Origin of the sequence: Cupriavidus pauculus, from assembly GCF_008801835.1 — a bacterium.
Lineage (GTDB): Bacteria > Pseudomonadota > Gammaproteobacteria > Burkholderiales > Burkholderiaceae > Cupriavidus > Cupriavidus pauculus.
In genome coordinates, this window is record NZ_VZOW01000001.1 from 299,715 (window position 1) to 313,841 (window position 14,127).

Here is a 14,127-nt window from a genome sequence, read left to right on the forward strand (position 1 = left end):
ACTGCGTGCTGGCGTTGCCCGGGGTGCGCCTATTTTTTCTTGGCCTTGCCCTCTTTGCCCGCGGCGCGGTAGCGTTCCAGGTATTCGTCGCGCAGCTTGCGCACGGATCGACCGATCTTGACGTAATCCTCCTCGTTCAGGTTGGCCAGCGAGACGCGGCCTGACGGATGCCGCGTGCCGAAACCTCCGCCCGGCAGCAGCACCACGCCGGCTTCTTCGGCCAGGCGGAACAGCAGTTCGTGCGGCTCGATCGAATCGAGCAGCCACGCGACGAAATCGGGACCGACTTCTCGGCTCATCTGCTCCACGTCGAGCAGCGTGTAGTAATCGACCACGTTAGCGTCGACCGGCGCCGGCGGCGTGCCCATGCCGCGGTACAGCGCGGCCTTGCGGCTGCGGATCAGCTGCTTCATCGTTTGCTTGTACGTTTCGGCCGTATCCATGAGCGAGAACAGCGAAAACAACACCATCTGCACCTGCTGCGGCGTGGACAGGCCGGCGGTGTGGTTCAGTGCCACGGTGCGGCTGTCGGCCACCACGCGGTCGATGAACAGCAATTTTTCCGGCTTGGTGGTGATCGACGCATAGCGCTGATTGAGGCCGTGGCGCTCGTCCTTGGGCAGGTCAGCGATCTTGGCGTCGAGCAGGTTCGACTTGTGCGTGGCGATCACGCCGAGCCGCCAGCCGGTGGCACCGAAGTACTTCGAGTACGAGTACACGAGGATCGTGTTGTGCGGACACATTGCGAACAGGGAGACAAAGTTGTCGGCAAACGTGCCGTACACATCGTCGGTCAGAATGATCAGGTCCGGACGCTCCTTGACGATCTCGGCCAGATATTCCAGGCTTTCGTCGCTGACGCGCACGGAGGGCGGGTTGCTGGGATTGACCAGGAAGAACGCCTTCACCTTGGGGTTGCGCAGCTTGTCCAGTTCCTGCTTCGGATACTGCCAGCCGGCGGCGGGATCGGCGTCGATCGACAGTTCGGTCAGGTGGTATTCAGCCAGCTCCGGGATCTCGATGTACGGGGTGAAGATCGGCATGCCCAGCGCGATCGTATCGCCCGCCTTCAGCAGATGATTCACGCGCATCGAGTTGAACAGGTAGGTCATCGCTGCCGTGCCGCCTTCCACGGCATAGAGATCGAAGTCACCGGTGAACGGATGCTTGCCGATCATTTCCCTGCGGATGTACTGCTTGACGATCTTTTCGCTCAACCTGAGCATGCGGTCGGGCACCGGGTAGTTGCAGGCCAGGATGCCCTCGCACATTTCGTATAGAAAATCGCCGCCGTCGAGCCCCAACTGATCGCGCACATAGGAGACCGCGCCCGCCAGGAAGTGCACACCGGGCACATCGCGGTAGTGGCGCGCAAACAGGTCAAAGCGCTCCTCGATGCCCGCGCGGCGCGGGAATCCGCCCACGCCCGGGCTCAGATACGAAAACGAGCGCTCCGATTCGGTCATCGCGAACAGCCCCAGTTGCCAGAATCCGTGTCTCGGAACGGTCGCAAGGAAGTTCGGGTTGCCGCGCCCGGCATTGAGCATCAGCCGGTTACTGGTGCTGCCCGCAAGCTTGATCAGCTCGTCTTTCAGTTCGAATGGCGACAAGCTCGCCAGGCTGGACGTATCCCGTTTGCTCATTGCGCGTCTCCGGTGGCATGACGTAAGCCGACGCGAAGATCGCGTCGTACTCGTTCTCGATAGTCAACGTAGTGCGCGAAGGCGTGACGCTCAATTGGCCCAAAGGGATACCGCAATTCCCCGCGCCCGCGGCGCGCGCGGCGTCGTGAGTCCAAAGTCCAATGGCAAATCGGGGCCCGCGATGCAAAGGTAGTGGATGACTATCATCGAAACCTGATCGAGGCAAAACGGATCGCACACGGCCATGGCATTGCATCCACCCGCATCGCTGGACGGCGCACTGCGCTGGCTTCCCGGCATCGCGATACTGAAGGGGTATCAGGCTGCCTGGTTGCCGCGCGATCTGGCGGCCGGGCTGGTGCTGACCTCGATGCTGGTGCCGGTCGGGATCGCCTACGCGGAGGCGTCGGGCGTGGGGGGCGTCTACGGCTTGTACGCGACGATTGTCCCGCTGCTGGCCTATGCGCTGTTTGGCCCGAGCCGCATCCTTGTGCTCGGCCCGGACTCCGCGCTGGCCGCACCGATCCTTGCCGTGGTGCTCAGCGCATCGGCCGGAGACCCGGCTCGCGCGATCGCCACGGCCAGCCTGATGGCAATCGTCGCGGGCGTGTTCTGCATCACGCTGGGGCTGCTGCGATTGGGATTCATCACGGAACTGCTATCGAAGCCGATTCGCTATGGCTACACCAACGGCATCGCGCTGACCGTGCTGGTCAGTCAGCTTCCCAAGCTGTTTGCCATCAAGGTCGACGACGCAGGACCGCTTGCCGAACTATGGCAGTTGGCCCAGTCGATCTTCGCCGGCAAGGCCAACTGGTACAGCTTTGCGGTAGGAGCGGGCAGCCTGGCGGTGATCCTGCTGCTCAAGCGCTTCCTGCGCATTCCCGGGCTGCTGATCGCGGTGGTGCTGGCCACGCTGGCGGTCATCGTTTTCGATCTGGACGCATTCGGCGTGAAGGTGCTGGGCGAGATTCCGCAAGGCTTGCCGGTGTTTGTGGTGCCATGGTTCGAGGGGGCGGATCTGGTCAAGATCGTGCTGGGCGGCTGTACGGTGGCACTGATTGCCTTTGCCGACACCAGCGTGCTCTCGCGCACGTTCGCCGCGCGCGCACGCGTGCATGTGGATCCCAACCAGGAAATGGTCGGGCTGGGCGTTGCCAACCTGGCGGCGGGGTTCTTCCAGGGGATTCCGGTCAGCAGTAGTGCGTCGCGCACGCCCGTGGCGGAAGCCGCCGGCGCGCGCACGCAGCTGACCGGGGTGGTCGGCGCGGTCGCGGTGGCCGTGCTGCTGATGTTCGCGCCCAAACTGCTGCGCGATCTGCCGCACAGCGCGCTGGCTGCCGTGGTGATCGCCGCGGCCCTCGGCCTGTTCGAGTTCAAGGATCTCAAGCGCATCTTCCGCATCCAGCAATGGGAGTTCTGGCTATCGATGCTGTGTTTCGTCGCGGTGGCGGCGTTCGGCGCCATCCCCGGCATCTGCATCGCGGTGGCGCTGGCGATCATCGAATTCCTGTGGGATGGATGGCGGCCGCATTTTGCCGTGCTGGGCCGCGTGCCGGGCCTGCGCGGCTACCACGACCTGCAGCGATATCCGCATGGCGAGCAGATTGCCGGGCTGGTGCTGTTCCGCTGGGATGCGCCGCTGTTCTTCGCCAATGCCGAGCTGTTCCAGCAGCGGCTGCTGGAAGCCGTCGCGGCGGCGCCTACGCCGGTGCGCCGCGTGGTAGTTGCCGCCGAACCCGTGACCAGCGTCGACGTGACGTCGGCCGACATGCTGCGCGAACTTGCGCAAGCGCTGGCCGAAGACGGTATCGCACTACATTTCGCCGAGATGAAGGACCCGGTGCGCGACAAGCTCCGGCGCTTCGAACTGACCGATGTGTTCGGCGATGACCGCTTCCATCCGACCGTGGGCAGTGCGGTGGACGACTATCTCGCGGCGGGCGATCCGTAATGGCGTTGGGCCAAAGTCGGAACGAGCGCAGGGAAGGGCGCCGATGCAGCGATCGTCGGCGAATCGGCGCCTGCCATCCCAAACGCCTGGCGTGTATCGCCGAGGATCGAAGGGCTTGGATTGAGCGGCCCGAATCTCACCGTCCCGTCCGGGCATCTGACTATCTGACTGATTGTCCAGTCATTCAGTAACGAAACCGACACATCACTTCCCTAGTATCTGCGGCTGATCCCGAAACCGGGTGCTCTGCATGCAACGAGCGCCTGCCCCGCAAAGACTGGAGGAAGCATGTCGTATATCACTGACGAACTGCGCGCACCGCGTCGCGAAGCCGAAGGCATCAAGACGGTTCCGGGCCAGACGCTCGAAGAACTGGTGGCAGCCAACCCGGCCCGCCGCCGCGTGCTGCGCGGCAGCCTTGGTATGTCGCTCTTGTCGGCATTCGGCGGCGGCTCGCTGCTCGCGGCCTGCGGCGGCGACGACAATTCCGCGCCCGCTCCTGCGCCGGGTCCCGCACCGGCCCCGACACCTGGCCCCACGCCGCAGCAGCCGCTCGATTACAGCGTCACCTTCAAGGGGCTCGATGCGAAGATCACGGCCAACCAGGTGACCGTGCCCGCGACCTACGAAACCTATGTGCTGTTCTCCGCCGGCGATCCGGTTGCGCCGGGCGCGGTCGGGTACAAGGGCGCATTTCAGACGTCGATGGAAACCGAACAGCAGGCCGGTGGCAATCACGACGGCATGCACTTTTTCGAAATCCCGGGCGTCGATCCGCAAAAGGGCGGCCTGCTGGTGATCAATCACGAAGCGCCGGATGCCGCAATCCTGATGTCCGGCTCGTACAACGCCGCCACGGCGACGCCCGAACAGAAGCGTCTCGTGCTGTCGTCGGTCGGTGTGTCCGTGATCGAGATCGAACTCGTTGCCGGCAAGTGGGGCGTCAAGCGCAACTCGCTGTACAACAAGCGTTACTCGGGCAATACCGCGTATCGCGTCTCCGGCCCGGCCGCCACGACGGTGGGACCGGTGGTCATCGGCACGCTCAACAATTGTTCCAGCGGCCATACGCCGTGGGGCACCTACCTGACGAAACCACCGACAACTATCTGGATCCGACCCAGGCAGAGCAGGGCTACGGCTGGGTGGTCGAGATCGATCCGCTCCAGCAATTGAGTGGCCTGCCGGTGAAGCGCACTTCTATGGGCCGCTTCGATCATGAGAACACCGCGTTCATGACCACGGCCGATAACCGCGTGGCCTTCTACATGGGCGACGACGGCACGCCGGGCTGCATCTACAAGTTCATCCCGAGCGCCGCGTTCGACGCCACCAATCGCCTGAACAACGCCAGCCTGCTCGACACCGGCACGCTCTACGCGGCCAAGTTCAACGGCGACGGCACGGGCGAATGGGTCGAACTGACCCAGGGCAAGAACGGTCTCGTCGCCGGCGCGTCGGACCCCGGCAACTGGACCCAGGCCGCGCCGGGCGTCGTCACGCCGGTGAACGTCGATTTCAATACCCAGGCCGATGTGCTGGTCAACACCAAAGCCGCGGCCCGCGTTGCCGGCGCCACGCTGATGGACCGCCCGGAGTGGATCACGGTCGGTCAGGATCGGACGGTGTACTGCACGCTGACCAACAACGGCAGCCGCGTCCAGACCGATGCCGCCAACCCGCGCCCGAACAACTCGCACGGCCATATCATCCGTTGGCGCGAGGACGGCGATAGCCCGCTGGCCACCAAGTTCAAGTGGGAAATCCTGCTGCTGGCCGGCGATCCGTCGATTGCCGCCGCCAATCTCAAGGGGAACATGGTCGGCGCGACTTTCAGCAGCCCCGATGGCATCCGTGTCGATCCGAAGGGACGCCTCTGGGTGCAAACCGACGCCGGCACGGGATCTTCCGTCACGAACATCTTCGGCGCCAACTCGATGCATTACGTCGATCAGGTAACGAAGGAGGTGCGGCGTCTGCTGGTCGGCCCGGTGGGATGCGAGATCACCGGCCTGGCCTATACGCCGGATCTGACCACGTTCTTCATCAACATCCAGCACCCGACCGGCACCGGCTCGGCTGGCGGAAACTGGCCCGACGCCAACCTCCCGTCGCGCTCGTCGACGGTGGTGGTGCGGCATCGCGAAGGCAAGCCAGTAGGCGCCTGAGGGCAGGGCGCTGCGGAGTCTGAAACGACTCGGCGGCGCTATTGGTCCTGGTTCTTCTCAGCCTGCCGGATTGGCGGCATTGAAATCCGCCAGTTGCGCGTCGAAGGCCCGCTGGTACGCGGGCCGCGCTTCGCCCCGGCCGACGTAGGCCGCGAGATTTGGAAATTCGTCCAGCAGCCCCGACGGCCGTAGCCGCAGCAGCACCGACACCATCATCAGATCGCCCGCGCTGAACTCACCGTCGAGCCAGTCCGACTTGCCAAGGTGCGCGGACAGTTGCACCAGCCGATCGCGGATCCGACCCATGACCAGCGCAGCCGCTCCGCCGCCCACGGCCGGTCGCCCTCCAGAAACTTGGCGACCCCAAGCTCCAGAATCGGCGGCTCCATAGTGTTGAGCGCGGCAAACATCCACGCAATCGCACGGGCGCGGGCATTGCCATCGTCGGGCAACAACCCCGGATAGCGCTGGGCAATATGGAGCACGATCGCGCCGGTCTCGAACAGAACCAGATCGCCTTCCTCAAAGGTAGGAATCTGCCCAAACGGATGCAGCGCCAGATGCGCAGGCTGTTTCATCGCCCCGAACGAGACATGCCGGACGCCATAAGCCACGCCAACTTCCTCGAGCGCCCAACGCACCCGCGTATCCCGCGCAAGCCCCCGACCGCCATCGGGCGATCGTTCAAAGGCCGTGATGAGGGGGGGCTGGGGTGTGTTCATGGGGGATTTTGGGGGTGGATTTATTATTTAACATAACGAAGATTATACGCATAGAGTTGAGCCAGCTTGGGGGTCAAAAAGGAAGTCATTACGTCAAATGCCAGCCCCCAAACCGGGGGTTCAAAAACCAGAAGCCAGCGCATAAGGTGCTGGCTTTTTTGTTGCCGGAGACGAGATGAAAAACCCGTCCAGGCGCTGGGTCAGTGCGAACGAATTCGAAAAGCACGCAGCGGGGTTACCACGAAAATATCTGTGCCGTCTATTGCGTAGATGCGACAGGACAATCAGGGATTGGCAGTCCGGAAGACGCCCGATACCGGCGTGGACCATTGACACACTGCGGTTGCGGGAGGTTGAGGCGATGCGGATTCACAGGGAGATATTCGGTGTGTATCCGCAGTAGCTGGCTTGCAATGAGGGGTAGCCGGGCGAGCGACACGACTCCGATCGGAGCCGCATCGCACCGCCCGCTACTCGGTCTGCGGAGTGGCCTTAGAGGCCGGAACGGATACGAGCACAGGACCGTTGCAGTCGCGCTCTATCGTGCGGACAAGCGCGCAGACACTCCTGACGCTAGACGCCCTCATCGAGCCTTTCAAGACGACGAACTTACCTCGGCTACCTGCGGCCGTGGACGGTCGGCAATAACGCCCTCCCCTGGTGTAACGCCGACCTGCGGTGCGTCACAAACAGCCACCATATCAACATCGTGATAGCTGTACGCCATGGCGCAGTCGCTGACACGTTTGACCTTGTAGCCTGCCTCCACCAGCTCATCGGAGTTCGTGGAAAAGATCCGCTGGCCGTTCTGAGACATCACCAGGGAATACACTTCGCGGCCCGACGCAAGCCTAACGCGCCCCATCAGGTGAACGCCGAGCCCAGCAAAGGGACCGGCCACCTGGGGAGCCTTGCGATCAGGCACGGGCACCGCGCCGCCCCTATCGCCGTGCTCCTCCGTGCGCGCGGCTGCGGGGCTATGCGGAGCCGCGGCCGGAGCGACAGGCTGACCAGGTGTAGCGGAGCTGGAACGAATCGCCTTGGCCTGGTGCTGTGGAGGCTTGAGCGGGTTCATTTGCTTACCACTCCCCAACAAGACCAGGAACAAACAAACACAGATGCCCAGGCCGAGAAATGGCCACCGCTTCCAGAGGGGAACGATGTCATTAGCAGCTAGCTCTGCGCCGGCCTGGCTACTCTTGGTGTGCGACTTGTAGAACTTGAAGTAACGCTTGTCGTATTTCCGGACCGAGGTATTGACCACCTCGCCCCTGACGCCATCCAAAACCTTGCGGACATAACCACTGTTGGAGCCGAAGGCAGTCGCCTTACGAACGCGGTAACAAACCTGCACCAGGTCAACGATGTCCTTGGAAACCTTGCCATGGCTCTGCGTGATCAAGAGGACGTCGGCCAGCTCGTGACGATGCATCGCGTACCACTCACGCACCTTACGGCCGGTACCTTCCCTGGGAAGGCACATGTGCGCCTCATCGATGACGTAGAGCGGCCCAGAGCCGCTATCAGGGTGCCGCCATGGGTCGCCATAGCACTCAACCGTCGAAAACGGCCTGGTGAAGATCTCGTCGTCTGCAGAGTCGCCCAGGACGCTGGCCAGGCCAGAGCGACGCTCCGCCTTACCTTTTGCATGGGAACGGAGCTCAAGCAACGCACGCTGTTCCGGTGGAAACTCATCCAGGACAAGCGGCAGATTCGTGATAACGCGCCTGCCAGCATTGAGAGCAGGCAACACATGAAACGCGACAGCCTCATAACTCTTGCCGCCACCAGGCGCGCCCAAGAGGAGATTGATCATTTCACGCCTCCAAGGCTTCAATGCGTTCCTGGATGAGCTCAAGCTTAATCATCGCGGCATATGAGCGCGCGGCAAATTCCTCAAGCTGCTGGTCCCAATCGTTGTCGCCAAATTCGTTCTCGAAGTGGTAATCCTCGCGACTGGTGATCTCAGCCGCCAGGTCGTTAAAAGCATCCCGTGACTCGTCGTATTCAGCCTGGTAATCCGCAGCCAAATCCATGAGCTTAGAGATCAAGGCGCGTCGCTTAAAACCGAACAGATCCATGACTAACTCCCGAGACGTGTGAAGGGCACGAGCTGCAAGAGCAACTTGATCGATATCGCGCCCAGGATGATCGCCAGGGCCTCACCGACCCTCAGCAAACCAATGATGTTGACCAGCTCGGCCGGCGCGGCACTGATGTACTGCGCAGGATTGAGAGCCTGAAATGCGTCAGTGCCAGGCAAGCCGTTTAGCAAGGTGCCGGTCAACTTAAGAACACTTTCAAATACCCAACAGACCAGGTCGGTGCCGAGCAGCCAGAACGCTGCAAAGGCGGCGACAACGAGCGATCCAAGCCAGGAAGCCAGAGCGGCAAACTTCGCCAGGATCGCGGTGAAAAACGCGCCCATGAGATACCCCCTCAGAAAATGATTTTCCGGGCCGTGAAGGCCGCTGTAGCAAGGACGACGAGCCCAAGCGCCTGGAAGATCCAGCACGGCACAGTGAGATCGCCAGTGCCAAAATTGCCCATCTTCCCAATGGCGAAGTTCATCCGCCAGACCGGGCACTGCCCCGCGCCAAAGCTCGGAAACATCGACTTCACGCCCTGGAAGAATTGGGTGTTCTGCACGTCCGGCGCACTGGACCGCCAAACGCCAGCCAGACCCTCGGGATACTTCTGCGTATAGAGCTTGGGAAGATCCGGCATCGCCGCATCAGTGAAGGTGATAGGAGCGTCCTGAGTTTCGGTCTCGGTAGACGTCTGACCAGTGGTGTTGTTGGTCGTAGTCGTGGTCGTGTTGTTCGTGACGTTGTAGGTAATACCGTTGTTGCCGGCCGTGTTGCCAGTCGTGCCCAGGTTGAGCGTGGGTGTCGTCGTCCTGGTGGTAGTGAGCGAATCACCATTAGGTGCAGTGCTATTGCTGGTGGTGGTAGACGGTTGCCCCTTGACCGGCGTAGTCGGAAGGGTCCAACCGGCCGAGTCAGCGACGTCCAAGGGCACCCATCCACCGTTGTCGTAGATGTTCTTGAGCACGTCCATGGCCTGTGAAGGATTCCTGGAAAGACCATCAGTAACAGCCTGTTGGATCTGTGCATCCGTCGCCGGCGCGGAATCCTTGGGCGGGACATAGCCAGGGGGATAACAAGTGCCATTCGACAACGTATGACCAGAAGCGCAACCAGGACGCTGGACAGCCTGCTGTTCTACGGTTGCGACCTCACCGCTTGGCACATGAACGCGGCGAAGCTGACAGTAGCCGGTATTGAGGGCGACAGATCGAAACCCGGAATAGCTGTAAGTGAACTGACCACCAGTGATCCCCGCCGCGTACATAGAGCAAGACTGCTCATATGAACCGCTCCTGTAATTGCCAGCCACCTCCCAGTAACCCATAGACGACGGATAGGGCGTGCCATTGGGTGCTTGCTCAGGAACTCCGGCCTTGGTCCACTGACCGTTGACCCAACTGATACCGGCATCGAGCAAGATAGAGGCCGCAACGGTCCCAGCAATACCGGCAGGCGTGGCCCTAGCAACACTGGCGACACCCTTGCCAATCGATGCGACAGGCGACGTGACAATATCCTTGAGCGCGACACGCACGGCAGACCCGAGGCCAGATCCGGCACCAAGCTGCATCGTCGCGGCACGCTCCATCGTGACCATCCCGCCATTAATCATGGCGTTCGCAGGCATCGGGGCCCGGCCGCTGTTGTAAGCACTGAGATCACGCAACAACTGACTGCGTTGCGCTGCACTCGATGACCCGATGATGTTGCCGTTCTCATCGAACGTGATCCACGTATCGACAGCGTGCGCCTGTCCAATGAAAAACAGGGCCATCGCAAGCCCTGTTATTAACCATCCCATGTGACGTTTATTCACGTTGCGCGCCCCCTGAACGCCAAAAGGAAACAGAGGGCACTGATGCCGCCGAGCATCGCCACCAGGACATAGAACAGCGCCACCAGTGCCCCTGTCATGACAGCCCCGTTTAAGCCTTCGAAACGGCGCGCTTCGCCAGGCTGATGCCCTTGTAAGCCAGGGCAATACCGACGATCAGAACGCCGGCACCACCAACGAAAGTGGCGACGGCCGACAGGTCAACAGCTGCAAAGATTTCTGCCATTTGGGATCTCCCGAAAATGCCAGGGAAACCGCCCTGGCGCCGGTTGGGCAAATGCCCTAAGCCTTGCGAATCACGTCCACTGCAACGCCGACGCAGAACCCGAAAAACCAGGCGGTAAGGACGGCCCCGAAACCCCAGGCATAGGCGTACGCAATGTCCTGGGCATTGATGCCGATGAGGGCAAGCTGCTCGGCCGTGCAGCAGGTTTCGGCCATGGCGTTACTGCACAGCGCGCAGCGTGTTCGTGTATTTCACCCACACGCCCTGCTTGCCGTTGATGCGCTGCCGGAAGCCGCGCACATCGACCATCACCCGAACCAATTCGCCCTTCTGGCCGATGCGCTTGTCCGAATACACGTGGATGAACGACGGCGACGAAAACTCGTCTTGCGCCGGCATGGCGATGGCCGTATCAAAGCCACCGTTATCCAGCGCGGTCGACTCCTCGATACGCCCCGAGATCAACGCTTGGTTGACACCCATCTTCGGTTGCTGTGCAGCTTCACTCATGACATGACCCTCTCGAAATACCCACTTGGAAAGAAGGTGCCGGCCTGATCGTTCAGGACGAACGGCACCATGCGCTTAGGTGCGCCCTCTCGGCGCAACATGGAAACGATTTGATCGGCAGAAAGCTTGGCCTGCACAAGCTGATGGATCAGCCGGCCGTAAGCCTCTCGCCCGTGGTGCACGAGCTTTTCCGCCACGATGGCCGCGCCCTTAGAAATCGTCTTGACCATGCGCGGGACGGAAGCCAAGACAGTCGAGAAAAAATCGGCGGCACCGACAAAATAGGCGTCTGTATCGACCAGAGCATCGAACGGAATCACACGATCCCGATTGCCCCACTGCACCTCAAGCCGCAGCCAGGGCGAATCCGGGTCACCCAACTGCTTGCCCTTCTCATAGCAGCGGATCAGCTTGCCGTTCTTCGCCTTGCCGATATAGAGCGTGCGGCCCCTGCCCTGATGCTCCAGCCAGTCGCCGGCCTGGTCGTACGACGGCTGCGTGCCGCGCCCACCATAGGCGTTGAAGCGGCCGGCCTGATACGCCGACCAGCAATCCAGCACGCCCAGAGATTCGGTGTCGAAGCAGATGTCCAGGCGCGTGATCGTGGCGTCCACGGACTGCAAGACCGTCCGCAGGTTCTCGCGGTCGAGACGATCCTCATTCAGGTGCAGCGCATTGCAGCCAGTGCCAGTAATCTGCAGGAAAGCCATGTCCGCCTGCTTGCCCTGCCCGCCCCATGCCAGCACAGCGACGCGCTGCAATTCGCCGCCGACCGAGAACATCACGTCTTCCGACTCTGCGAAGCCGAAAAGGCCTTTGCCCTCCCGACGGATGAACTTGAACCCCTCGGTGAAGATCATGTCGCGCACCCAGACCGGATCGCCATCGGTGCCTTTGACCTGCCAAGAAGCGTGCAGCCAGTCGATTTTCGTCTTAACACCGTCGAGACCATCGGCAAGTTCCAATTCCCCCCGTGTTACAGGACGGGGGGACGAGCCATCGAGACGCGAAGGCTGAAGAACGTCCAGCACAACCTCACCGAGCGTGCGCAGCGCGCCAGGTGCACAGATGATTTCGCCGGTCTTTGGGTTGACGTGCCTGAGTGCCATCACAGAATTCCTTTCGATACGCCGGCGCGGCGCGCGACTTCACACAGCCAGGCGGCAAGAGCGGGCGGCGTATGCTCGCGCTCGGCCTTCGTCACCGAAGGCTTGCGGGGATACGATCTCGTGGGACGGATGCAGTGCGTCGGTTCGTCCAGGCGCAATGGCATGTCGGGCAGGTTCGCCGGCTCGCAGCCGACGATGTAGAGGAACGTGGCCTTCTCGGCCCGGTGGCCGAATTCATGCTGATGAATACCCAGCGTCCAGCCGCCGAACGCATCGCGCTTGCCGACATCAGGCAAGCCGGCCGCGCCCCAGAGGGTCGAGCGTTCCGGATGCTCAAGCACGCCGCCGAAGCTGCGCACCTGGTCGACGGCCCACAGGGCCAGTTCCTTCTCGCCCTCGCGCGGCTGTGCAAACTGCCGCATGCGGCCCCAGCCACGGCACGGCGGATGGGCAATGACCGGCGTGCCGCCCGGCCAGTTCAGCGCGTTGCGCTCGAAGTCCCACACGTCGCAACCGGGCAGATCCTTGTAGTTGCTGTCAGCTCGTGCAAACAGCACAGCGATATCGGCCGACATCAAGCACCCCACACCGGGCCGAGGATTTCAGCGGCGAGCCAGCGAGCGGCATGCCAGCCGAGCCGTGCGGCAGCGAGCGCTGCCAGTGTCGTGACCACAACGACCATCGTTTACCCCTTCCCGTTTACCGGCTATGCTCCGGCTTGCATTCCACGAACGTGATTACCACGTTTGTGGAAGCGAAAATTACCACGTTCGTGGAAACGGGACACCCTACGAAGGAGGGGTAATGAGCTATACGGAACTTATTCAACGCGCGCTGCATGGTCGCAGCGTGCTACAGGCAGCAAAGGAGCTTGGTCTCCCTCAGTCGACGCTGCACAACTACTGCTCGGGCAAGCGCATGCCCGATTACCTGACTGCTTTCATGCTGGCTAAGGAAGCGGGCGTGGACCCGCGCGAAATGTTCATGGCGCTGGTCGAAGAAGACGCGAAAAAGAAGGGAGTTTTGGAAAAAATTTCCGAGGGTTTTAATGCGCTGCTGTCACTCGTCAAGCCGCGCCGGGACTGGGTTCCGGCGTGCTGACAGCAGTCTAAAGCTTGGCTTAACTCTGCGAAGATTATGCACATACGTGGTGTAGCGGCAAAGTTGTAATGTCCGGTTCCGGGGTGCGGACGATTTCTTGGACTGATTCAGTTTCCGATTCCCAAGCGGTGCCGGTAGTCGACCGGATTCATCGCCTGCAGGGACAACTTGAAGCGCCGGGCGTGGCCTTGCGACCCTGAGCAGCCCTTGGAATTCACCGATATCGGGCGCAATGCGCGAGCGACGCGACTGAAACTCCGAAATGACGGACGCCGTTATGATGCTTAATAGTACTGTTCACCTTCCGGGAAGATCGAGATGATTTCACACGTTTTCGTTGGCATTACCGACTTTGACCGTGCCTTCAATTTCTATTTGGCCGTGATGGAAGAAATGGGCCTGACGTTGAAGTTCTGCGAGAGAGATACCGCTATGGCAGGCTGGATGGCGGCAGACGCGCCACGCCCGCTATTCCTGATCGGCAAGCCATATGATGGAAATCCTGCACGTTGTGGAAATGGCCAGATGGTCGCGTTGCTTGCTCCCGATCGCCGCACTGTCGACAAGGTGCATGCCAGCGCGCTGGCAAATGGCGGGTCCTGCGAAGGAGCACCTGGCCCGCGGCCCCAGTACCACGCACACTACTATGGCGCGTACTTTCGGGACCCCGACGGAAATAAGATTTGCGTTTGTTGTCACACCCCGGCAGCGGATTAGCCTGAGCCCATCACTGCAAAACCGCAATGATGCTCCGCCGTCCAGACAGTGGG

Annotated in this window: 13 protein-coding genes and 2 pseudogenes; 4 read left to right on the forward strand and 11 right to left on the reverse strand. The window is 61.6% G+C overall.

All coding sequences use genetic code 11. From position 1 onward, the window contains the following. Window positions 1–29 precede the first annotated feature (29 nt). The gene (locus F7R19_RS01310) at window positions 30–1,643 is read right to left on the reverse strand and encodes a bifunctional aspartate transaminase/aspartate 4-decarboxylase (RefSeq protein WP_061955151.1); all 1,614 of its coding nucleotides are present in this window, start codon (window positions 1,641–1,643) and stop codon (window positions 30–32) included. A gap of 244 nt (window positions 1,644–1,887) precedes the next feature. On the opposite strand from F7R19_RS01310, the gene F7R19_RS01315 reads away from it, so the two are divergent. Then, a complete protein-coding gene (locus F7R19_RS01315; RefSeq protein ID WP_150979104.1) occupies window positions 1,888–3,597 on the forward strand; it encodes a SulP family inorganic anion transporter in 1,710 nt (569 codons plus the stop codon). Window positions 3,598–3,885: 288 nt separating this feature from the next. Then, a pseudogene (locus F7R19_RS01320) lies at window positions 3,886–5,765 on the forward strand (PhoX family protein). Window positions 5,766–5,822: 57 nt separating this feature from the next. Here the strand turns inward: F7R19_RS01320 and F7R19_RS01325 are convergent. The 10 genes and pseudogenes from F7R19_RS01325 to F7R19_RS01360 form a co-directional block, all read right to left on the reverse strand. After that, window positions 5,823–6,487 (reverse strand): annotated as a pseudogene (locus F7R19_RS01325) (glutathione S-transferase family protein). 595 nt (window positions 6,488–7,082) lie between these two features. Further along, window positions 7,083–8,303: a zonular occludens toxin domain-containing protein gene (locus F7R19_RS01330; protein WP_150979105.1), complete on the reverse strand. Its 1,221-nt coding sequence runs from the start codon at window positions 8,301–8,303 to the stop codon at window positions 7,083–7,085. A gap of 1 nt (window position 8,304) precedes the next feature. Continuing rightward, a complete protein-coding gene (locus tag F7R19_RS01335; protein ID WP_150979106.1) occupies window positions 8,305–8,568 on the reverse strand; it encodes a hypothetical protein in 264 nt (87 codons plus the stop codon). A gap of 2 nt (window positions 8,569–8,570) precedes the next feature. Further along, window positions 8,571–8,915 carry a DUF2523 family protein gene (locus F7R19_RS01340; RefSeq protein ID WP_150979107.1) on the reverse strand — a complete coding sequence of 115 codons (345 nt, stop codon included), beginning with the start codon at window positions 8,913–8,915 and terminating at the stop codon, window positions 8,571–8,573. A gap of 11 nt (window positions 8,916–8,926) precedes the next feature. Beyond that, complete coding sequence (locus F7R19_RS01345; RefSeq protein ID WP_150979108.1) at window positions 8,927–10,351, reverse strand: hypothetical protein; 1,425 nt, start codon at window positions 10,349–10,351, stop codon at window positions 8,927–8,929. A gap of 151 nt (window positions 10,352–10,502) precedes the next feature. Continuing rightward, window positions 10,503–10,637, reverse strand: coding sequence for a hypothetical protein (locus F7R19_RS30445; RefSeq protein ID WP_263289490.1), 135 nt, complete (start codon window positions 10,635–10,637; stop codon window positions 10,503–10,505). 56 nt (window positions 10,638–10,693) lie between these two features. Further along, entirely contained in the window at window positions 10,694–10,852 is a 159-nt protein-coding gene (locus F7R19_RS29630) for a hypothetical protein (protein WP_170292546.1), read from the reverse strand. Between the two features lie 4 nt (window positions 10,853–10,856). Further along, entirely contained in the window at window positions 10,857–11,147 is a 291-nt protein-coding gene (locus tag F7R19_RS01350; protein ID WP_150979109.1) for a hypothetical protein, read from the reverse strand. Then, the gene (locus F7R19_RS01355) at window positions 11,144–12,256 is read right to left on the reverse strand and encodes a replication initiation factor domain-containing protein (protein ID WP_150979110.1); all 1,113 of its coding nucleotides are present in this window, start codon (window positions 12,254–12,256) and stop codon (window positions 11,144–11,146) included. The genes F7R19_RS01350 and F7R19_RS01355 overlap by 4 nt, the downstream gene beginning before the upstream one ends. Beyond that, a complete protein-coding gene (locus F7R19_RS01360; protein ID WP_211922697.1) occupies window positions 12,256–12,831 on the reverse strand; it encodes a hypothetical protein in 576 nt (191 codons plus the stop codon). Before F7R19_RS01360 ends, F7R19_RS01355 begins: the two co-directional genes overlap by 1 nt. Window positions 12,832–13,060: 229 nt before the next feature. On the opposite strand from F7R19_RS01360, the gene F7R19_RS01365 reads away from it, so the two are divergent. Further along, on the forward strand, window positions 13,061–13,357 hold the full coding sequence (locus F7R19_RS01365; protein WP_170292547.1) for a helix-turn-helix domain-containing protein: 297 nt from the start codon (window positions 13,061–13,063) through the stop codon (window positions 13,355–13,357). A 318-nt stretch (window positions 13,358–13,675) separates the two neighbouring features. After that, entirely contained in the window at window positions 13,676–14,074 is a 399-nt protein-coding gene (locus F7R19_RS01370; RefSeq protein WP_150979112.1) for a VOC family protein, read from the forward strand. Window positions 14,075–14,127: the final 53 nt, after the last annotated feature.